17 protein-coding genes are annotated in these 21,899 nt (G+C 55.0%); 9 read left to right on the forward strand and 8 right to left on the reverse strand.

Annotation, left to right across the window (positions count from 1 at the left end):
• Nucleotides 1–29 precede the first annotated feature (29 nt).
• The 6 genes from mntR to ACLHV8_RS05755 all read left to right on the forward strand — a co-directional run bounded on the left by mntR (nucleotide 30) and on the right by ACLHV8_RS05755 (nucleotide 6,371).
• A complete protein-coding gene (gene mntR / locus ACLHV8_RS05730; protein WP_028019361.1) occupies nucleotides 30–503 on the forward strand; it encodes a manganese-binding transcriptional regulator MntR in 474 nt (157 codons plus the stop codon).
• Nucleotides 500–1,600: an anion transporter gene (locus ACLHV8_RS05735; RefSeq protein WP_129323517.1), complete on the forward strand. Its 1,101-nt coding sequence runs from the start codon at nucleotides 500–502 to the stop codon at nucleotides 1,598–1,600. The genes mntR and ACLHV8_RS05735 overlap by 4 nt, the downstream gene beginning before the upstream one ends.
• A gap of 101 nt (nucleotides 1,601–1,701) precedes the next feature.
• Complete coding sequence (locus ACLHV8_RS05740) at nucleotides 1,702–2,742, forward strand: aldo/keto reductase (protein ID WP_208593785.1); 1,041 nt, start codon at nucleotides 1,702–1,704, stop codon at nucleotides 2,740–2,742.
• 146 nt (nucleotides 2,743–2,888) lie between these two features.
• Complete coding sequence (locus ACLHV8_RS05745) at nucleotides 2,889–4,265, forward strand: glycoside hydrolase family 1 protein (RefSeq protein WP_028019358.1); 1,377 nt, start codon at nucleotides 2,889–2,891, stop codon at nucleotides 4,263–4,265.
• Between the two features lie 51 nt (nucleotides 4,266–4,316).
• Nucleotides 4,317–5,639, forward strand: coding sequence for a PTS sugar transporter subunit IIC (locus ACLHV8_RS05750; protein WP_208593784.1), 1,323 nt, complete (start codon nucleotides 4,317–4,319; stop codon nucleotides 5,637–5,639).
• A gap of 15 nt (nucleotides 5,640–5,654) precedes the next feature.
• A complete protein-coding gene (locus tag ACLHV8_RS05755) occupies nucleotides 5,655–6,371 on the forward strand; it encodes a GntR family transcriptional regulator (RefSeq protein ID WP_208593783.1) in 717 nt (238 codons plus the stop codon).
• Between the two features lie 8 nt (nucleotides 6,372–6,379).
• Here the strand turns inward: ACLHV8_RS05755 and ACLHV8_RS05760 are convergent, their stop codons facing one another.
• Together ACLHV8_RS05760 and ldtB are read right to left on the reverse strand one after the other, a co-directional pair.
• Entirely contained in the window at nucleotides 6,380–7,189 is an 810-nt protein-coding gene (locus tag ACLHV8_RS05760; RefSeq protein WP_028019355.1) for a glycosyltransferase, read from the reverse strand.
• 242 nt (nucleotides 7,190–7,431) lie between these two features.
• Nucleotides 7,432–8,352 (reverse strand): L,D-transpeptidase, encoded by a 921-nt coding sequence (gene ldtB / locus ACLHV8_RS05765; RefSeq protein WP_028019354.1) that lies wholly within the window; start codon nucleotides 8,350–8,352, stop codon nucleotides 7,432–7,434.
• Nucleotides 8,353–8,574: 222 nt separating this feature from the next.
• Here ldtB and ACLHV8_RS05770 point away from each other — a divergent pair, with 222 nt between their 5' ends.
• Complete coding sequence (locus tag ACLHV8_RS05770) at nucleotides 8,575–10,170, forward strand: ABC-F family ATPase (protein WP_028021392.1); 1,596 nt, start codon at nucleotides 8,575–8,577, stop codon at nucleotides 10,168–10,170.
• A gap of 82 nt (nucleotides 10,171–10,252) precedes the next feature.
• Here ACLHV8_RS05770 and ACLHV8_RS05775 read toward each other — a convergent pair whose 3' ends face one another.
• Together ACLHV8_RS05775 and ACLHV8_RS05780 are read right to left on the reverse strand one after the other, a co-directional pair.
• Nucleotides 10,253–12,616: a TIM-barrel domain-containing protein gene (locus ACLHV8_RS05775; protein WP_208593782.1), complete on the reverse strand. Its 2,364-nt coding sequence runs from the start codon at nucleotides 12,614–12,616 to the stop codon at nucleotides 10,253–10,255.
• Between the two features lie 17 nt (nucleotides 12,617–12,633).
• Nucleotides 12,634–13,935 carry an MFS transporter gene (locus ACLHV8_RS05780; protein ID WP_208593781.1) on the reverse strand — a complete coding sequence of 434 codons (1,302 nt, stop codon included), beginning with the start codon at nucleotides 13,933–13,935 and terminating at the stop codon, nucleotides 12,634–12,636.
• A 288-nt stretch (nucleotides 13,936–14,223) separates the two neighbouring features.
• On the opposite strand from ACLHV8_RS05780, the gene ACLHV8_RS05785 reads away from it, so the two are divergent.
• Nucleotides 14,224–15,297: a LacI family DNA-binding transcriptional regulator gene (locus tag ACLHV8_RS05785; protein WP_032667016.1), complete on the forward strand. Its 1,074-nt coding sequence runs from the start codon at nucleotides 14,224–14,226 to the stop codon at nucleotides 15,295–15,297.
• On the opposite strand, the gene ACLHV8_RS05790 is transcribed toward ACLHV8_RS05785, so the two are convergent.
• The 4 genes from ACLHV8_RS05790 to ACLHV8_RS05805 form a co-directional block, all read right to left on the reverse strand.
• Nucleotides 15,294–16,550, reverse strand: coding sequence for a DUF1479 domain-containing protein (locus ACLHV8_RS05790; RefSeq protein ID WP_208593780.1), 1,257 nt, complete (start codon nucleotides 16,548–16,550; stop codon nucleotides 15,294–15,296). The two genes, ACLHV8_RS05785 and ACLHV8_RS05790, sit on opposite strands and share 4 nt — an antisense overlap.
• A 149-nt stretch (nucleotides 16,551–16,699) precedes the next feature.
• Nucleotides 16,700–17,515 carry a Cof-type HAD-IIB family hydrolase gene (locus ACLHV8_RS05795; protein ID WP_208593779.1) on the reverse strand — a complete coding sequence of 272 codons (816 nt, stop codon included), beginning with the start codon at nucleotides 17,513–17,515 and terminating at the stop codon, nucleotides 16,700–16,702.
• 193 nt (nucleotides 17,516–17,708) lie between these two features.
• Entirely contained in the window at nucleotides 17,709–20,141 is a 2,433-nt protein-coding gene (locus tag ACLHV8_RS05800) for a formate C-acetyltransferase/glycerol dehydratase family glycyl radical enzyme (protein WP_410376827.1), read from the reverse strand.
• A gap of 4 nt (nucleotides 20,142–20,145) precedes the next feature.
• Complete coding sequence (locus tag ACLHV8_RS05805) at nucleotides 20,146–21,045, reverse strand: glycyl-radical enzyme activating protein (RefSeq protein WP_208593777.1); 900 nt, start codon at nucleotides 21,043–21,045, stop codon at nucleotides 20,146–20,148.
• Nucleotides 21,046–21,173: 128 nt separating this feature from the next.
• Between ACLHV8_RS05805 and fsa the strand changes: the two genes are divergently transcribed.
• A complete protein-coding gene (gene fsa, locus ACLHV8_RS05810) occupies nucleotides 21,174–21,836 on the forward strand; it encodes a fructose-6-phosphate aldolase (RefSeq protein WP_208593776.1) in 663 nt (220 codons plus the stop codon).
• The last annotated feature ends 63 nt before the right edge of the window (nucleotides 21,837–21,899 follow it).

Below are 21,899 nucleotides of genomic sequence, written 5' to 3' on the forward strand. Positions count from 1 at the left end.
TGGAAGCGTCACCCCACTGAGGAAGTACAATGAACCGTCGCGCAGGTAAGCCAACGATGAGAAAAACGACGCAACTGGTGAATGTTGAAGAGCACGTTGAAGGGTTCCGCCAGGTACGTGAAGCGCACCGGCGTGAACTGATTGATGATTATGTGGAACTGATTTCCGATCTGATCCGTGAGGTCGGGGAAGCGCGTCAGGTTGATATGGCTGCCAGACTGGGGGTTTCGCAACCTACCGTTGCTAAAATGTTAAAGCGACTGGCTTCTGTGGGGCTCATTGAAATGATTCCCTGGCGCGGTGTTTTTCTGACGCCGGAGGGGGAGAAGCTTGCGCAGGAGAGCCGCGAGCGTCACCAGCTCGTTGAGAACTTTTTACTGGTGCTGGGCGTTAGCCCGGAGATCGCCCGCCGGGATGCGGAAGGAATGGAACACCACGTTAGCGAAGAGACGCTGGTTAAGTTCCGTGAATTTACTCTTAAATATGGTTCCTCCGCTGAATGAACATTCCTGGATTACAGGCCCTGGCACGCGACCGTTTCTTTCATCTCTTATTAATTGTTGGCGCAGGGTTAAGTCTCTTTGTCCCTTTTGCGCCACATGCCTGGCCTGCGGCGATTGACTGGCGAACCATCATTACCCTGAGCGGTTTAATGATGCTCACCAAAGGTGTTGAGCTGAGCGGCTATTTTGACGTACTGGGACGCAAAATGGTGCGCCGCTTTGCTACCGAGCGTAAGTTGTCACTGTTTATGGTCTTCTCCGCCGCGGTGCTGTCGACCTTTTTGACCAACGACGTAGCACTGTTTATCATCGTGCCCCTCACGCTCACGCTGCGAAAGCTTTGTGAGATCCCGGTAAGCAGGTTGATCATCTTTGAAGCGCTGGCCGTGAATGCCGGTTCTCTTTTGACCCCCATTGGTAACCCACAAAATATCCTTCTCTGGGGACGTTCCGGTCTGTCGTTCGCCGCCTTTACCTGGCAGATGACCCCACTGGCGCTGGCGATGATGCTGTCGCTACTGGCGGTTTGCTGGTTTGCTTTTCCTGATAAAAAACTGCAATACCACAGCGGAACCACGGGCCCGCAGTGGCAGCCTCGTCTGGTCTGGAGCTGCCTGGGACTGTATATCGTCTTTCTGTTCGCGCTGGAGCTGAAATATGAGCTGGTTGGCGTCCTGCTCGTGGCCGCGGGGTTTGTCGTCCTGGCGCGGCGCGTTCTGGTGAGCGTGGACTGGACGTTGCTGCTGGTCTTCATGGCGATGTTTATTGATGTGCATCTCCTTATCCAGCTTCCGGTACTGCAAAATGTTCTTCACAGTGTCAGCACGCTTTCCCAGCCTGGATTGTGGCTGACGGCGATTGGCCTGTCTCAGTTTATCAGTAATGTGCCTGCTACCATCCTGCTGCTCAACTATGTGCCACCTGACACGCTCCTGGCCTGGGCAGTTAACATCGGCGGATTTGGGCTCCTGCCCGGTTCGCTGGCCAATTTGATTGCCTTGCGTATGGCTAACGATCGCCGTATCTGGTGGCGCTTCCATGTCTGGTCGATCCCAATGCTGATTTGGGCGGCACTGGCAGGCTTTTTACTGCTTTAGAGAAATGGGCAAGAAATAGACAGAAACGACACATTCGCAATGAGAACCAGAGAGGTATAACTCTCTGGTCGCCATTGGATGAACATTGAGAGGTGTGTCGTATGCGTTATCAAAAACTGGGCAATACCGGTCTGTTTGTTTCCGAACTGTGCCTCGGCACCATGACCTTCGGTGGAGAAGGGGGGATGTGGGGCAAAATTGGTCAACTGCAGCAACGCGACGCCGAGCAGCTTGTAGGCCGCGCGCTGGATGCCGGGATCAACTTTATCGACACCGCGGACGTTTACTCTGAAGGGCGGTCAGAGGAGATCACCGGTCAGGCGCTGAAAAACCTGAAAGTACCGCGCGAGAACGTGGTGGTTGCCACCAAAGTGTTCGGTGAAACGGGCACGGCAGGGGTGAACTCACGCGGCAGTTCCCGCTATCACATCATCAGCAGCGTAAAAGAGAGCCTGCGCCGCCTCCAGCTCGAACATATCGATCTCTATCAGCTACACGGTTTCGACCCTGCAACACCCATCGAAGAGACGCTCTATGCGCTGGATAATCTGGTGCAGCAAGGCCATGTACGTTATATCGGCGTCTCGAACTGGGCGGCGTGGCAAATTACCAAAGCGCTCGGTATGTCTGAACGTCTTGGGCTGGCGCGTTTCGCGTCACTGCAGGCGTATTACACCATTGCCGGACGCGATCTTGAACGTGAGCTGGTACCGATGATGCAGAGCGAAGGGGTCGGGCTGATGGTCTGGAGCCCGCTGGCTGGCGGCCTGCTGAGCGGAAAATATGGCCGCGACGGGCAGAGCGAAGCAGGTGGCCGTCGTCTGGAGTTCGACTTCCCGCCGGTGAATAAAGAGCGCGCCTTCGACTGCGTGGACGTGATGCGCACTATCGCCGAAAGCAAGGGCGTCTCCGTCGCGCAAATCGCGCTGGCGTGGCTGCTGCATCAAAAAGCCGTGACCAGCGTGATAATTGGTGCCAAACGTGTTGAGCAACTGGACGATAATATTGCCGCGACCGGGATCAGCCTGAGCGAACCAGAGCTAAAACAGCTCGATGCCGTAAGCGCGTTGCCACGCGAGTATCCTGGCTGGATGCTGGAGCGGCAGGGAGAATATCGCCGCAATCAGTTAATGCAACAGTAACCTTTCTTATCCCGGTGACAGTTTGCTCACCGGTTTTTTTTCCTGCATTGCTCACAAAAAACGATCCTCCTCTTTGATTGATTTTTCATCTTCGCCTATATGACTAGTCATGAAATTTTAAATGACTAGTCATAAGGGAGGGGACGATGAATCAATTACTGCCAGCCAACTTTTTATGGGGTAACTCGGTGTCGAGCATGCAGACGGAAGGCGCATGGAACGAGGGCGGGAAGGGGATGTCGGTATATGACATTCGTGAGGCCGGAGAAAACGTCTCCGACTGGAAAGTCGCAACGGACTCTTACCACCGTTATCGGGAAGATTTCGACCTGATGCAGGACCTGGGCATGAATTGCTATCGCTTTCAGATCGCCTGGAGCCGCGTCTGCCCGCAGGGTGATGGTGACTTTAATGACGAAGGTATCGCCTTTTATGACCGCTTTATTGACGATCTGATTGCCCGTGGTATTGAGCCGATGATTTGTCTCTACCACTTCGATATGCCGCTGGCGCTGGCGCAGGAGTACAACGGTTTTAACGATCGCCATGTGATGGATGCCTTTATTCGCTATGGCAAAAAGATGATCGACTGCTTCGGCGATCGCGTGAAGTACTGGCTGACCTTCAACGAGCAGAACATCTTCCATATGCCGGAAGCCTTCCGGATATCCGGCTACATGAAAGGGGAGAAAACCCTGCGCGAGCTGTACGAGCTACAGCACCATACAATGGTGGCGCACATGGCGTTGACTGAGTATCTGCACCAGACCAAACCGGGGAAATTGATGGGCGGCATGCTGGCGCATCAGCTGATCTATCCGGCCACCTGCAAACCGCGCGATATATTCTGTGCACAACAATACGATGAATTCCTCAACCAAAACCTGCTGCGAGTGTTTGCCGGTCAGGGCTACAGCCCGGCGGTGTTGGCAGTGGTGGAGCAGGAAGGCTTTAGTGACATCTACCGTGCCGACGATCTCCAGCTTCTGGCGCGCACTAAAAACGACTTCATGGCGTTCAGCTACTACGCCAGTAAAACCCTGGACAGTGATGCAATCCCCGAAGGCACACCGGTGAACTATTACCTGCTGCACGGCGAGAAAAACAACCCGTACCTGAAGGCCACCGAGTGGAACTGGCAGATCGATCCGCTGGGCTTCCGCACCATCATCACCCGCTACGCCAACGACTGGCGCCTGCCGGTGTTCCCGATCGAGAACGGCATTGGGGTGATTGAGTCCTGGGACGGCGTGAACCCGATTGATGACACCTACCGTATCGACTATCACCGGGCGCATATCGAGGCCATGAAGGAGGCGATGTTCGAGGACGGGGCGGAAGTGATCGGCTATCTCGGCTGGGGCCTCATCGACATTCTCAGCTCTCAGGGGGACATGCGTAAACGCTACGGTGTGGTTTACGTCAACCGTGAAAACCATGACCTGAAAGACCTGAAACGTGTGCCCAAGAAAAGTTACGCGTGGTTAAAACAGGTTATTCATACCAACGGACGCGAGATGTAAGTTGTACGCTGCCGGGCCGTTTTTGTGACTGATTGATGGGAAATATCCGCTATGTCTGAAACAAAAATAACACCGCATATGCAGTCCTTTGTCGATAAATTTGTAGAGTTCTCGGCGCGTCTGGCAAACCAGGTGCACCTGCGTTCCCTGCGCGATGCTTTCGCCACGGTAATGCCGATTTTCATCCTCGCGGGTCTGGCGGTGCTGGTGAATAACGTGGTCTTTCCGTGGATCTTTGAAGGCGACACGCTGGCACAATGTAAGCTGTGGGGGGAGGCGATAATCAACGGCACGCTGAATATCGCTGCGCTGCTATTGGCTCCAATGATTGCCTGGTCGCTGGCGCGCAACAAAGATTTCGACAATCCGGTCTCGGCAGTGGTTATCGCCGTCAGCAGTTTTATCATCATGATGCCGATGCGCTTACAGCTCACGCCCGTCGGCAGCGATACCACGGTGAACGTCACCCAGGTGCTGACGTTTGCCAATATCGGCTCCACCGGGATTTTCGCCGGGGTGTTGATTGGTTTGCTTTCAACGGAGTTGTTTATTGCTATTTCGCGCCTGAAAGCACTGCATATTTCGCTCGGAGAGAATGTGCCACCTGCGGTGAGTAAATCGTTTACTGCGCTGATCCCAACTATTTTCACGCTCTCTCTGTTTGCGGTACTGGCGGCTCTGCTGGCAAGCGTGCTGCATACGGATTTGATCCATCTGATCACTACCTTTATTCAGCAGCCACTTCGACTCATCAACACCAGTCTGCCGGGCACGATCTTTATCTACAGTTTTGGTAATTTCCTGTTTACGCTCGGTATTCATCAGTCGGTGGTCAATAGCGTGGTGCTGGAGCCGTTCCTGCTGATCAACACCAATGAGAACATGCTGGCCTTCGCCAACGGCCAGCCGATCCCGCACATCATCAACAACATCTTCGTGCCGACGTTTGGCATGGTGGGTGGCACGGGCAGCACTATTTCCCTGTTGATAGCTATTTTTATCTTCTCGCGCCAAAAATCGGCGAAACAGGTGGCGCGCCTGTCGCTGGCGCCAGGCCTGTTTAACATCAACGAGCCGGTCATTTTTGGCTTGCCGATAGTGTTTAACCTGCCGTTGATGATCCCCTTTGTACTTTTGCCTGCCATTGGCATCTACTTTGCCTGGCTCTGTACCACGCTGGGATTAATGTCGCGTTGTGTAGTGATGATTCCCTGGACAACGCCACCCATCCTGAGTGCCTGGCTGGCGACAGCAGGAGACTGGCGAGCGGTGGTGGTGCAGTTGGCAATCATTGTTTTTGGTGTATTCTTCTACCTGCCTTTCCTCAAAATTGCCGAGAGAGTGGCGTTGAAAAACAGCGGGATAGAAAACTAGCAGAAAGGAAGGACGATGGCGGCGAAGTACATCACCATAGCGCGGGAAATTAAGAAACGCATTATCAGTCAGCAGTATGCCGCCAATGAACCGCTGCCGGATCAGTTTGCGCTGGCGGCGGAGTTCAACTCCAGCCGGATGACCATCCAGCAGGCAATGCGGCAGCTGATTGTGGAAGGACTGGTTTATACCCGCCAGGGGCAGGGGACATTCATCCGCAAAAATTTCCTCCAGCTTTCACAGTGGGATCTCTCCGGCAGTGATTACTTTGGGGCGACTAAAACGTGGGAACATTTGGGAACGGTGACCAGCCAGGTGGTGCACTTTGAGCTGCGTTTCCCGAACGAGAAAGAGCAGGTATCGCTGATGATTAACGCCGATGCGCCTGTCTATGACTTTATTCGTTTACGTTTGCTCAACGGTGAACCTATGTCGCTGGATTCAACGGTGATGCCAATGAACCTGGTCCCCGGCCTGACGAAAAGCCATCTCGAGGGTTCGGTATTTCAGTACGTCCAGGAGACGCTGGGGCTGAAAATTATGGGGTCGTACCGGATTGTACGGGCGTTAAAACCCAATACGCTGGACAGACAACATCTTGTCTGCGAGCAGACCGATCCCGTACTGGAAGTGGAGCAGGTTATTTATCTGGAAGATGGCACACCACTGGAGTATGCCCACTGTCACTATCGTTACGATCACGGCGGGATTGTGATCGTCAATAACGGCTAGCTACACTGTCAGGCGCACGATTCGAAATAGCTGTCGGTGTCTTGTATATAAAGATCGTTCTGGCACAGATGCTGGATTTGACCTGGCTTAAATGTAAAACGGACTTTTTGAAGCCAGGAACGTTTTATTTTGCTGGTATTGTCACGTGATAATCCGTAGTCATGGATTATCTCATGAACAAAACGAATGCTTTGTGCAGAAACATAGACAGGTGTTTTGGTTAGCTGAATCAGTTTGCTGATCCAAATATCATCCGCTCGAGGACAAACCTTAATGAAGTCCTCGTTATAATGGAAATATTCCGGGATCATTCTCTTCTTGAGTACAACGCCCCCGAGACCTGTGATGATATAGTTCTGTTCAACGACTTTTGGGACCGTGATAAGCGGGAAATTACGATAGGTATCAAGAAGATCTTTCTTCTTTTTTACCGTTTCTCGCACACGCGCAGCCACCACAAATTCCTGATTGTGGCGGTAAAAATCATCCAGCAGTGTTTCCGCCCAAATTTCGTTGTAAATAGCGTCATCGTCAGCATAAATCAGAATATCGTCTTCCGTTGCTGCTTGTAGCGCCGGAAACAATTTCCGATATGGTCCGGTATTTTTAACCCATTTAAAGACCAGATTGGTGCCCGTCTGGCGAATTTTCTGCGCCCATTCAGGCTCTTCAGTGATGCCTTCGTCACTGAGATAAGGTGTACTGGAGACCCACACAACAATTTGATCGACCTTTTTACTCTGGTTCGCCAGTGACCACACTGTTTGCGAACAGAGATAAAGACGCGATTTTGTCGTTGTTAAGTTAATACTGATCATCAAACTGAGCGGGCTCCAGGAAATAAAAAAACCTGATAAATACAGATTAAACTGATTTTACAAGTACGCGCATCATAACATTTAGAGGGGCGGATGTAACCCCGCCGGGTTAGCAGAAAATGGCAAGAATGGGACTTATGGCAAAATTGCTATTAAGACATGATGAGAGTGTTCGGTTTCGGAAAGCAAAAAGACCCCGATAACTCGGGGTCTTTTTAAGAGACTTATGTGGAGCAGGTTGATTAGTTCAAACGCACCGGCATACCGGAGCGGTTCTGCACGGCCTGGTCAACAATCGTCGTCTCTACGTCCGGTTGAGAGGTTACTGACTGCACTGCGCTGTTCAGCGTAACCGGTACGATTTCGTTATTGTTGATCTGATCTTCGCTGGTGGACAGCGGGTTGTGCACTTCAATATAACGGCTGCCATCAGGCTCAGACGTGGCTTTCACCGGTTCGTTGATGAACTGCACGCGCGTGCCGACAGGTACGTTTTCGAACAGGAATTTGATGTCTTCGTTACGCAGGCGCACACAACCGTGGCTAACGCGCAGGCCAATACCGAAGTTAGCGTTGGTACCGTGGATCGCATATAGACGGCCAATGTACAGCGCGTACAGACCCATCGGGTTATCCGGGCCTGCCGGTACAACGGCTGGCAGCGGTTCGCCCGCAGCGATGTATTCCGCGTGCATTTTGGCCGTCGGCGTCCAGGTTGGGCCTGCTTTCTTACGCTCAACTTTAGTGGTCCAGTTCATTGGCGTGTCTTTGCCCAACTGGCCGATACCGATTGGCAGCACAATAACGGTGTTGGTGCCTTTCGGGTAGTAATACAGACGCATTTCCGCGCTGTTAATGACGATACCTTCGTGAACGGTATCCGGCAGGATCAGCTGCTGTGGAATATTCAGCACGGTACCCGCTTTCGGCAGATACGGGTCAACGCCCGGGTTCGCTTCCAGCATGTTAGACAGGCCCAGCTGGTACTGTGCAGCGAAATACTCCAGTGGCTGAGAGTTACCTTCTGGTACCGTCACCACCTGGTTCTGGCCTACCAGACGGCTACCGTCTGTTGGCAGGGGATACGTCACCGCAGACGCGGTCTTACAAAAACCTACTACGGCTAACGCCGCCGCAAAAAGCGTTGTTAATTTCATGTTCATGTTGTGCGAGGTATCTAAGCCATTCTGGCGATGAGTTGATAAGTCTGAATCTGTGATGGGAGCGCATTATATGTGCATTCCCGCTAACAGGGAATTCAGATGTGTACGAAATCACACTTTTTTCGATTTTGTTAAAGTTTAGTGGATTGCGGCAACGCGGGATCTCAATTCGGAATTGTGGCATAATGCCGTGTTTATCACACTTTTCGCAGGAATCTCTCCGTGTTAGTTACCAGCAACGTCACTATGCAGTTTGGCAGTAAGCCGCTGTTCGAAAACATTTCCGTCAAATTTGGCGGCGGCAACCGTTACGGCCTGATTGGTGCCAACGGTAGCGGTAAATCCACCTTTATGAAGATCCTCGGCGGTGACCTGGAGCCGACGCTCGGCAACGTATCGCTCGATCCCAACGAGCGTATCGGTAAGCTGCGTCAGGATCAGTTCGCCTTCGAAGAATTCACCGTGCTCGACACGGTGATCATGGGACACGCGGAGCTGTGGGAAGTAAAACAAGAGCGCGATCGTATTTACGCGCTGGCCGAGATGAGCGAAGAAGACGGCTATAAAGTGGCCGAACTGGAAACGCAATACGGTGAGATGGACGGTTATTCTGCGGAAGCGCGTGCAGGTGAACTGCTGCTGGGCGTTGGCATTCCGGTAGAACAACACTACGGCCCGATGAGCGAAGTCGCGCCAGGCTGGAAACTGCGTGTGCTGCTGGCGCAGGCCCTGTTCTCCAACCCGGACATCCTGTTGCTCGATGAACCGACGAACAACCTGGACATCGATACCATCCGCTGGCTTGAGCAGACGCTGAACGATCGCGACAGCACCATGATCATCATTTCGCACGACCGTCACTTCCTGAATATGGTGTGTACGCACATGGCGGATCTGGATTACGGCGAGCTGCGCGTTTATCCGGGCAACTACGATGAGTACATGACGGCTGCAACCCAGGCGCGTGAACGTCTGCTGGCCGATAACGCCAAGAAGAAAGCGCAAATTGCTGACCTGCAGTCCTTCGTCAGCCGCTTTAGCGCTAACGCCTCTAAATCCCGTCAGGCGACCTCGCGTGCGCGCCAGATCGATAAAATCAAGCTGGAAGAAGTCAAAGCGTCCAGCCGTCAGAACCCGTTCATTCGTTTCGAGCAGGATAAGAAACTGTTCCGTAACGCACTGGAAGTGGAAGCCCTTACTAAAGGTTTCGATGAAGGTCCGCTGTTCAAAAACTTCAATTTACTGCTGGAAGTGGGTGAGAAGATTGCCATCCTCGGTGCCAACGGCGTGGGTAAATCCACCATGCTCAAAACCCTGGTCGGCGAACTGCAGCCGGACAATGGCACCGTGAAGTGGTCTGAAAACGCGCAGATTGGTTATTACGCGCAGGATCACGAATACGAGTTCGAAAACGACCTGACCGTCTTTGACTGGATGAGCCAGTGGAAGCAGGAAGGCGACGACGAGCAGGCGGTACGCAGTATTCTGGGCCGTCTGCTGTTCAGCCAGGACGACATCAAAAAACCAGCCAAAGTGCTCTCCGGTGGTGAGAAGGGGCGTATGCTGTTTGGCAAGCTCATGATGGAAAAACCAAATATCCTGGTGATGGACGAACCAACCAACCACCTGGATATGGAATCTATCGAATCGCTGAACATGGCGCTGGAGATGTACCAGGGTACTCTGATCTTCGTCTCTCATGACCGTGAATTCGTCAGCTCGCTGGCGACCCGCGTGATCGAAATTACGCCAGAACGCGTGGTGGACTTCACCGGTAACTACGAAGATTACCTGCGCAGTAAAGGTATCGAGAACTAAAAAAAGCCCGGTGGCGCTACGCTTACCGGGCCTACGAGTCAGTTTGTAGGCCGGGTAAGGCGAAGCCGCCACCCGGCAATGCTCAAAGCACCCACTCACCCCCTTCAACCCCGTTCACCAGCAGCGTACGTTTTTCCCCTACAGGCAGCGACACCTTCAGCGCTTTCCACGCCGGACGATAATCCCCGCGCGCGTTTACCTTCAGGTTGATGGATGCGCCATCGCACACCATTTCCCATTCCACCCACAGTGCATTGCCGTTCTGGTAGCCCCAGCTTTCGCCGTCGTCTTCAAACAGCATGCCCGAGGTGGTCCCGACGCCCTTCACCGGGAACAGCTTCAGCTCGCGGGTATCGTCTTTTTCAGCGGACACGTGGGTAATGCGTTCGCTGAGCGGCAGACCGGCACCGGCGCGCACCAGCATCGGCAGTTTTTCCAGCGGTGCGTCGAGGACGATCGACTGGCCGCCAGCAAACCACGCGTGGGTGTAAAAATCATACCAGCCGGTGTCGTTATCCGGCAGCCAGACACGGCGCTCGCGTTGACCGGCTTCGACCACGCTGGCCACCAGCAGGTCGCGGCCCAGCAGGAACTCATCGCACTCTTCGAAGGTTTGCGCATCGTGTTCGTGGTCGAGGAACGTCGGGCGCAGCATCGGCTCGTCGTCAGCGTGCGCCTGCCAGAGCAGGGTGTAGAGATACGGCAGCAGACGATAGCGCAGCTCAATGGCGCTACGAATGGCTGGCGTGACGCCAGGGTACATCCACGGCTCGTTCACCGTGTGATCGTCATTCCACGAGTGAATGGTAAAGCGCGGATGCATCACGCCGTTCTGCACCCAGCGCACGAACAGCTCGGCGTCCGGCTTGTCGCCGGAGAAACCGCCCACGTCGTGACCGACGTTGAACAGCCCGGACAGGCTCATGCCAAGCCCCATGCGGATGTTATAGCGCAGGGTGTCCCAGTTGGTGCGGTTGTCGCCGCTCCAGGTCTGAACGTAGCGCTGCATCCCGGCGCAGCCGGAGCGGGAGATCAGATACGGACGTTTTTCCGGCGCGAAACGCTGCTGCGCTTCCAGCGAGGCGCGCATCATCAAAAGCGGCATCACCGGGCGAATATGCTTGATGGCGATCTCTTTACCGAAACCATAACAGCGGGCTTCACCATCCCATACCTCATACTCGTTATTGTCGTTCCAGGTGGAGTCGATGCCCATTTCCAGCAGTTGCGTGGTCACGCCTTCCTGCCACCATTGCACCGTCTGCGGGTTGGTAAAATCGAGGTGCGAGCCTTCGTCATCCCAGAAGCTGGAACGTTCAGGTGCATCGGTTTCTGAATCACGAATGAACAGGCCGCTTTCTGCCACTTCGTTATAGCGCGGATGATCCTGCAGCAAGCACGGCTTGATGTTCGCGGCAAGTTTCAGCCCCGCGTCGTGGAATGCCTGGCTCATCACCTTCGGCTGGGGCACCTTGTCGTAGTTCCAGTTAAAGACGTAACGTTTGCCGTTGATCGAGGTATAGCCCGACGAGAGCTGGAACGAGTCGCATGGAATGGCGTGCTCTTCACACAGGCGAATGAAATTCATCAGCTGGTTTTGCGCGTCCGGCGCGTCGGTGTAGTGCATGGTCGAGCCGCTGTACCCGAGGCTCCATTTTGGCCCGAACAGCGTTTTCCCGGTCAGGCGCACAAACGCTTTGGTAACGTCCAGAACGCGTTTACCGGTGAAGATGTAGTAATCAATATCACCCGCTTCCGCCTGCCAGCGACGATAGGCGGTGTGGTAGTTGTCGATTTCGTTACCCAGATCCAGCCAGCAGCTGCTCAGGTTGTCGTAGAACAGGCCGTAACTCACGTCATCGCGACGGGTGATAGTGAAGGGAATATGCTTGTACAGCGGGTCGGTGCTTGCTGCGTTATAACCCATTGCGTCGAGGTTGCGCATCTCGTAGCGCTTGCCGTTGCGCTGCAGATCGCCCGCTTTTTCGCCCAGGCCGTAGAAACGCTCGTCCTTGCGGCGGCTGAGGTAGTGCGCCACGCCGTCGCCGTGGGCGTTCAGCAGGTAAGCGCTGGTCGGACGGTCATTCACCAGCGGTTGCCATTCACCTGCATCGTTACGGTAGTGCCATTCGAGCCACAGCGGCTGGTGTACGGTCACGCGCAGCTGTTCGGTTGCCACGGTTAACGTCTCATCCTGCTGCGTCAGCGTCCAGACAGGACAAGTGAAACCGCTTAAATCATCGCGACGGCGACCTTCCCACGGCACGTCATGCTCCGGGGCAATGCTCCAGGTACGGTCCAGCGCCAGTTCGCCTTTGCGTTTGATCAGTACACGGAACAGATTCTCTTCCAGCACATACAGGCACAAGTGGTGCTGGTTATCGACCAGCAGTTCCAGATGGTTTGCCGACTGCGTATCAATGGTCCAGTTTTTCAGGGTTTTCATAATCACTACATCCACTATCAGGCGCGCTTGGCGCGACGTTCAGCAATAAATGCTACCAGGAAGACAGCGCCAATCAGGTCAAAGAAGCCCATGGCAATAAAGAGCGGGTTAAAGCCGATTTTGTCGGCGGTTACACCGATTAACAGCGAGAACAGGAAGCTGGCGATCCACGCCGCCGAGCCGCGCATGCCGTTGACGGTCGCCATCTGGCCTTTGTCGAACGACTCAACGACCAGGGCGCTGAGCATGCAGGAGATAATCTGGTGCCCGAAGCCGCCGATGGAGATCAGCACGATGGTGATATACGGGTCGCGGGTAATGGCGACGATGCCCAGAGAGATCATCAGGAACGCGCCCGTCACGGAGCTTGCGACCACCGAGTTAACGCGGGAGCAGCCGAACAGACGGGTGTACAGACGCGTCAGGTAGCCGCTCGCCACGCTACCGAGATCCGCGGCGAGGAACGGCAGCCAGGCAAACATCGCAATCTGCTTCAGATCCATGCCGTGCTCTTTGGCGAGGTACAGCGGCACCCAGAAGCTCAGTACCGCCCAGGCGGGTTCCGCCATAAAGGCCGGAATGGCGATGCCGTAGAAACGTTTGTTCTTCGAGACGGTTTTCAGCGCGGTCAGGAAGGGCAGTTTCACCGCAGGCGGTTCGTTATCCTGCTTGATAAACGCCAGCTCGTCTTTGCTCAGGTTCGGGTGCTGCTCCGGGTTATGGTAGAACGCCCACCACAGGATCACCCACAGCAGCGCCAGCACGCCGGTGAACATAAACGCGCCCTGCCAGCCGAACGAGGCGTGAGCAAAGTAGATGATAGGCGGAGCCAGCATCGCGCCGATGGAGAAGCCCACACCCGCCCAGCCGGCGGCAACAGGTCGCTCTGATTTCGGGAACCATTCACCGATGGTTTTGGCGTTCGCCGGGGTAGCTGCGGCTTCAGAGGCACCCATAAAGAAGCGCAGAATAGCCAGGTGCAGCCAGCTTCCGGCACCTGCATGGAAAATACACATCAGCGCCCAGATCCCGGCGCAGACCATAAAGCCAATCTTCAGGCCGATGACGTCAATCAACCAGCCGCACAGAGGCTGGAAAATGGTGTAGGCGATCTGGAATGCTCCCACGATCCAGGAGTATTGCTCGGTGGTGATCCCGAGGCTCTCTTTCAGTTCCGGGGCGAGGATCCCTAATGAGTTTCGGGTGATGTAGTTAACGGTGACGCCAAGTAAGAACAGCACCAGCACGTACCAGCGCAGGTTCTTGATGATGCGACGGGTTTTGCTTGCCGCAACAGTGTTATTGATGTCCTGACTCATTTTACTCTCCACAAGACGGACGGTAAGGGGACGGAGGTTCAGGTGTCACACAGTTTTTTATGGCTTTGATTTCTATCCGGTTATACTGCCTTAATTGGTATACAACTAGTATGGAAGTTGTGTGACAAGTTCACCTTAAGGGAGAAAATGAGTGGGCAATAGTGGATTTTGTGCAAAATTTCTCATAACTGACCTGAACCCTCTGGCATGATGGCTTTTATGTCAGTTACTGCCGGATAGATACGCTATGAAAATTTTTTCATTTCGCAAATGGAGCCAGATCACAAAATGGACAAAAGGCTAAAAATCACCGAAATCGCCGCCCGAACGCAGCTCTCAATCAGCACCGTATCGCGTGTGCTGGCGGGAAAAGCGAATACCAGCGAAAAAGCGCGTACAAAGGTGCTGGCGTGCGCGCGCGAGCTGGGGGTAATGGACGGCATGGCGGCAGGGCGTCTGCTGCTTAACAGCCTGGTGGTTTTTGCCCCCCAGAGGGCGTTTGACGAGCGGTCCGACATCTTTTACTACCGTGTGATCCAGAGTGTAGGTAAAGGGCTGGCATCCCATGAAGTGCGGTTACGCTACTGCGCGCTGGAAGAGAACGACAGCGACGCGCAACTTTTTCTGGCACGCATGAACGAACCGGATACCCAGGCAGCCATTCTGCTCGGCATTGACGATCCGCATATCCACGATCTGGCGGTGGATGTGGGTAAACCCTGCATGCTGATTAACTGTCGTGACCGCCATATGCGTCTGCCAGCCGTCGCGCCGGATCATCGCGCCATTGGCGAGCGGGCGGCGGAATATCTGTTCGAGATGGGACACCGTGAGGTGATGAACGTGCTGTGTCTGCGACGCTACACTATGGAGCAGCGTCTGTCGGGGATCCGCGATGCGTGGCTGTCCCATAACCTGAAGTTCAGCGATAAACATGATCTGCTGGTGGTACCCAGCTTCAGTGCACGCGAAACGGAACAGCTGGTCAGCAGCTGGCTCGACGACATGCAGGGGAAGGATTTACCTACCGCGTTTTTGGTGGGGGGCGACTTTATGGCGGCGGGCACCATCAGCGCGCTGCAAAACCACGGTCTTCGCGTGCCGCAGGACGTGTCGGTGATGAGTATCGACGGGTTTAATCTGGCGGCGATTCAGGATGTGCCTCTGACGGCCGTGCATGTTCCGCGTGATGAACTGGGAACGGAAGCGGTACATATGCTTCAGCAGCGGCTGATGCGACCGGACGCGCCTGTAGGAACATTGCTGCTCAACGGCACGCTGACCGTGCGGGAATCGGTACGGCGGATACGTCAGGGGAAACGACGCACCGCCGTTGAGCGGGAAGGGCTATACGACAGTTAAACCATGCCCAGCGCGCGCTTGCCGTGGATGTTGAGATCGTTCACGGTAAAGCGGTCCTGCCAGCTTTTTTCATAATCTTCACGCGGGAAATCGCCCGGTGACGCGCCGGTTTCCAGCGCTTCCTTGACCTTCTTCGCATAGGCGAGGTTTTTCTCGCACATCGGTGCGGCAGGAATGTACATCACGTTGCCCCAGCCCTGCTGGTTTTCCACCGGTGCGACGGAGTGGATAACATCGCAGTGCCACCATACGGAATCGCCCGCTTCGAGTGCCGGGATGCTGGTCAGCGCCTCGATCAGCAGCGGGTGCCATTTCTCGGAAACCGGCAGCACGCGCCCCGGAGCCACGCCGCACAGCTCATCTTCCGGCACGTCATCCAGCAGCGGACGCAGCAGAATATAAGCCATCGCTTCCGGGATCGGCACAACGTGCAGCAACCCCTGACCCGGAATCATGTCCGACAGCGCCGTCCAGCCCTGGAAGGTACGGAACACCGAACATTTGGTGGTGTTATCGACTGTGTACTCTTCCACTTCGGTACGGTGCGCGGCGTTCCAAGGATCGTATTTATCGACGTTGCCGTCGAAGACTCGGGCAAACACCTGCTGATAGGCCGGTAACAGCCAGCGCTCCAGCGCGCCGGAGTCAGTATGCGCGCCCAGTCCTTTCGAGGTGGTTCCCGGCGGGCGGCGGCGGATGCGGTCCGGGTAAATCACACTCACGTCCGGGTCGAACCACTGTTTGCCGTTGCTCTCGAATGTCCATAAACGGTTCAGGAACGACTGCACCTGCGCCATCTTTTCGCTCTGGCGCGCCTGCATTTGTGCCTGCGACCAGTAGATCGGGTAAATTTCCGGGCGAGAAGCCGTCAAGGTGCCGAAGAAGTTATCGCCTGGTCCTTTATATACCTCGTCAAACTTGTTCAAATCGAGGTAGTCGAGCATCGACTGATCCCACGCCAGCGCCTGCTCGCGCGGGAAGTGATTCTTGATGACCGCACAGCCACGACGTTTAACGGCTTCACGCTGTTCCGCACCAATCGTGCCGTTTTTTACATCGGCAAATGGGATCACCGGCCAGACGGTTTCGCCTTTGTTCTTCAGCGCGTTGATTTCCGCCACGCGAGTGGCGATTTTATCGCTGAGCTTGTTGAATACTGCCTGAACGTCGCCAATCTGGGCGCGTAATTCACGCTTCATCTGGCGAATTGCTGCTTTGTGATCTGCTGGCAAAATTTCACTGGTAAACGTCATAATCGCCTCGCATCTTTCATTCGAAAGTAAAAATATCTACAAGTGATACTTTAAGTTAAAAATAAGTTAATGCAAGTTTAAAAACTTGACGTGTGCCACAGGATGGAAAAGAAGGGAAAAGCCGGAGCAAAGCCCCGGCAAGGAGAGGATTACGCGTCGAAAGGAGAATGGTCGTCGAGCACTGCCTGAATGACATTCAGCGCACCCTGATGATTGTTATCGTCGGTGCTGTAGCGGCTGATCTCTTTGATGCTTTCTGCCGCGTTGCCCATCGCAAAGGAATATTTCACCAGCTTCAGCATCTCGGCATCGTTGCCGCTGTCGCCAATAGCCACGCACTCCTGCGGGGAGATCTTCCAGCGCTTCAGCAGACGGCTAATGCCGTTGGCCTTGTGCAGGCCGGGGATAATCAAATCGACAAAACCAAAGCCGCTGGTGACGGGCTTCATAATGCCATCCAGCGACACATGCAGTTTGTCGATAAGATTCGGGATATCGCTGTCCGGCAGGTTCAGGGAGAACTTAAACAGCACGTCGTCGATTTCGTGGTAGTCACTGATGCGTTTTAAACGGTGATAGTGCTTTGACATTAGCGCCACGAACGCGTCCGGAGCTTTGTCGCTAACGTAAGCACTCTCCAGCCCGCAGGCCACAAAGTTCAGCCCTTTGTCTTTCAGCAGTTCGCCAATCACGATTTGCGATTCATGACGCGTCAGCTCGCCGTGGAAAATCTGCTCGCCGTGGTCGAACACCAGTGCACCGTTTTCGGCCACGAAGGATATCCGATCTTTCAGCTCCGGAAAGAAGGAGATGAGCTGGTAATACTGGTTGCCGCTGGCGACAACGAATTCAATATCACGGGCTTTAAGCTGTTCAAACTGCGCCTGGAAGCGGTCACGATCGTACTGCTTGGCATCATTAAGGAAAGTTCCGTCCATATCGGTGACGATAACTTTTACGGTCATACATTGCGCTCCTGGATCACTGCGTTTGAAACATTCTAATAACAAGGTGACGGAGAGCACAAATTTAATTTCATTCGAAAGTAAAAGCAAAACGGCAACCAGGGCTGCCGTTTTTAGTGTTTTCTCCCTCTCCCCGTGGGAGAGGGCGGGGTGAGGGCATCAGCCTGCGCATTTCCCCTTAGAGGATGCACCGTTACAGCGTATGTTCAGTACGCGCAATAATATCGTCCTGCGCATCCGGCGACAGGGCGGTGAAGAACGCCGAGTAGCCCGCCACGCGTACCACCAGGTCACGATACTGGTCAGGATGTTTCTTCGCTTCCAGCAGCGTTTCGCGCGAGACGATGTTGTACTGAATATGCCAGCCTTTATGCACCTCAAAGAAGGTGCGCAGCAGCACCATTAGCTTCTGGCGATCGCTGTCGTTTTCCAGCGTCGACGGGTTCAGCTTCTGGTTTAACAGTACACCACCGAGAATCGCTTCCGTCGGCAGTTTACCCACGGAGCCGATCACCGCAGTCGGGCCAAGGTGGTCCGTACCGGAGGCCGGGCTTGCCCCTTCCGCCAGCGGAGTGTGCGCCTTACGTCCGTCCGGGGTCGCCATCGTTGCTGCACCAAACGGCACGTTTGCGGAGATGGACGAGGTACCCGCGTAGTAGTTACCGCCAATCGGGCCGCGACCATAGCGCGGGTTGTGGTACTGCTTCAGCTCTTCGATATAGGTTTCGTAGGCGCGGGTAAGCAGCATATCCACGCTGTCATCGTCGTTGCCGTACTTCGGCGCACCGTTGATCAGGCGCTGGCGCAGCTGCTCGTGGGTCAGCCCGTCGAAATCATCTGCCAGGGCAGCGGCAAGCTGCTGCTGACCAATTGTTCCTTGCTCGAAGACCAGCTTCTTCACCGCCGCCAGGCTGTTGCCGAGGTTGGCGATCCCCACCTGCAGGCCGGAAACCCAGTCATACTTTGCGCCGCCCTGCTTGATGCTTTTCGCGCGCTCGATGCAGTCGTCCACCAGAGCCGAGCAGAGAATGTCGTGAACATTTTCTTCCAGCATCGTATCCACCACATACTCAATCTCAATAGATTTACGGGTGTAGTAGCGGATCTGGCTATCCCATGCCGCCATCACTTCGTCGAAGTTATCGAAATTACCGGCAGAGAGCGCTTTCTCCTGCGGCAGGAAGACTTTGCCGCTGGTGGCATCGCGACCGCCTTCCAGCGCGGCGAGCATCACGCGGGCAAAGTTAATGAAACTCATGCCGGTGCAGCGATAACCCCACTTGCCGCCCACCGCTGTTTCGATACAGCCGATTGCCGCATAGTCGTAAGCATCGTCTCGTTCAACGCCGAGCTTGATGAATTCCGGGATCACGATTTCATCGTTGTTGAACGCGGGCATACCGAAGCCGCAGCGGATCACCTGCACGCAGGCGTCGAGGAAGTCGTTGCTCATGCCCGCGTGGTAACGCACGCTTAGGTTCGGCTGGGTGGAGCGCAGACGACCGCAGGATTCCAGAATGGCATAGGAGAGCGGGTTCACCGCGTCCATCGGCTCACCGTTCACCAGCTTCTGGCCGCCGATAGTGACGTTCTGGTAAAGCGGGCTGCCGGCAGAGGCTTTAGAGTGCGAGCCGGAGCGGATCTTGTTCACTTCGAGCAATTTCAGCCAGCAGCTGTGGAGCAGTTCGATCGCGTGCTCGCGGTCAAGACTCTGGTTCAGCTCCACGTCGCGACGGTAGTACGGATAGAGATACTGATCCATACGCGCGAAGGAGACGGAGTGGCCGTTGGACTCGATCTGCAGGATCAGCTGAATGAAGTAGCACAGCTGCAGCGCCTGCCAGAAGGTTTTTGGCGGCTCGTGAGCAATCACGTCACAGTTTTCTGCCATCGCCAGCAGCTCGTCGCGGCGGCTTTCGCGGGTCTCGGTAGAGGCCATCTCGAGCGCCAGATCGGCGAAGCGTTTGATGTGCAGGCTTACCGCTTCCAGCACGATATCAATCGCCTTCAGGAACTGATCGCCGTGCAGGTCTTCCAGCACCGTCAGGTTGATGCGCGAGCGGCGTTCGGCCACTTTGGCGCGCAGGCCGTCGAGACCTTTCTCCAGCACCAGCGGGAAGTTAACGGCCAGGTGTGCATCACCTGACGTCATGTTGCCTTCTGCCTTAATAATGCCGGTTTCCAGCAGGCCTTTCTGCTCGTCGGTGAACATGCCGTAGCAGCGATCTTGTACTGTCTGCCCGCGCCACCATGGGCAGATTTCATGCAGCACGCGTTTGTTCTCTTCGCTTACCGCAAAGCCCGCGCCCGGGCGGTCTGCCAGATCGTCGATCTCTTTCTCAATCCACGAGACGGTGTATTCCGGGAAAATCGGCGCGGCGCGCACTTCGCTTGCCTGGTTACCGATGATCAGCTCATCGTGTTTGATCCAGATAGTACGTTCCGCCAGGTGATGTGCCAGCGCAAGAGCACGGCGCACCGGGGTCGGTTTGTCCATATGCTGCTGGTACATTTCGGTGTAATGCTGGGCGCGCTCGGTACAGACCGGCGGCTTAACGATATGTACGAGGGCATTTTTGTGCGCTTTAATGCGCTCGCTAAGGGTGTTGAGATTCAGGGTCGTCATAGGTTTATCCTCGTAAGGTCGCGGTTAACCCTTTCTGGCAGGCATACTGCTGAGCGAAGACCAGTAGCGCAGGGTTATCAAGCGGTTTGTCAGGGGCAGAATAGGGTTGGCCGAGCAGGGTGTATTTGTTCATGCCCAGCGTGTGGTATGGCAGAAAATGAATATCGTCGACGCCGAGTTCGTCGGCGGCAAAGTTGGTAATGGCGGTAATAGAAGCTTCATCGGCGTTGAAGCCCTGAATCAGCGGCACGCGAATGGTGATTTTTTTCCCGGCAGTGGCCAGGCGTTTCAGGTTGTTCAGGATCCGTTTGGCCGAGCCGTCCGTCCACTGTTTGAATACCTCGCCATCCACATGCTTCAGGTCGGCCAGAAACAGATCAACATACGGTAATGAGGGCTCGATATAGTGCCACGGCACGTGAAGGCAGGTTTCAACGGCGGTGTGGATCCCCTGTTCGTGGCTAGCTTTAAACAGAGCCTGAGCCAGCTCAGGGTTCATAAACGGCTCGCCGCCGGAAAGCGTGATCCCGCCGCCGCTGCGATCATAAAAGGGTTTGTCGCGCAGCACGGTTGCCATAATTTCTTCCACCTGCTTCTCTTCACCGCAGACGGTAAGTGCCTGCGTCGGGCAGCAGTTGGTAAGGGCGTTGATCGTGGCTTCATCAAGCTTCTCACGGTGGATGACCAGGCCATTCAGCGCACGCTCGATACAGCCCGGTGCCGCCTGCTGACATAGGTCGCAGCCGTCCAGGCAAAGGCGCGCATCAAACAGCACGTCCCGGCTGCGGGAGCGGCTTTCCGGGTTCTGGCACCAGCGACAGCCCAGCGAGCAGCCTTTCAGGAACACCACGGTCCGAATACCGGGGCCATCGTGGGTGGAGTAACGCTGAATATTGAAGATCATGTTTTCGCCTCTTTTATTGCATATGAAGATTAAATTACTTTCGAATGAAAGTTATCTTGATGCAGGTCAACTCCTGAGCAGGTTTTGCTGTGATAGGGTAAATGCAGGCTAATTTTGAGGGTGACATCATGGAACTTTATCTCGACACATCTGACGTTGCGGCAGTTAAAAAGCTGGCGCGTATCTTCCCGCTGGCGGGCGTGACCACCAACCCAAGTATTGTTGCTGCGGGTAAAACGCCGCTGGATGTTTTGCTCCCGGAACTACATGACGCACTGGGTGGGAAGGGGCGTCTGTTTGCACAAGTCATGGCAACGACCGCAGACGGGATGGTTGAGGATGCACGTAAGCTACGTGCGATTATTCACGATCTGGTCGTGAAAGTGCCAGTAACGGCGGAAGGGCTGGCGGCAATCAAAATGCTGAAAGCGGAAGGGATCCCGACGCTGGGTACGGCGGTCTACGGCGCTGCACAGGGGATGCTGTCGGCGCTGGCGGGCGCAGAGTATGTTGCCCCTTACGTTAACCGCGTGGACGCGCAGGGCGGGGACGGGATCCAGACCGTGGTTGAACTGCAGCAGCTGCTGACGCTGCATGCCCCGCAGTCAAAAGTGCTGGCCGCGAGTTTTAAAACCCCGCGTCAGGCGCTGGACTGCCTGCTGGCGGGCTGTGAGTCTATTACTCTGCCGCTGGACGTGGCGCAGCAGTTTATTACCTCTCCGGCAGTGGATGCGGCGATTGTGAAGTTTGAGCAGGACTGGCAGGGGGCGTTTGGGCGGACGTCTATCTGACAGGGGCGGCCTGATGCCCTCACCCCAACCCTCTCCCACAGGGAGAGGGAGCAAACACTAAAA

Origin of the sequence: Enterobacter sp. CPE_E863 (assembly GCF_046521465.1) — a bacterium.
Lineage (GTDB): Bacteria > Pseudomonadota > Gammaproteobacteria > Enterobacterales > Enterobacteriaceae > Enterobacter > Enterobacter adelaidei.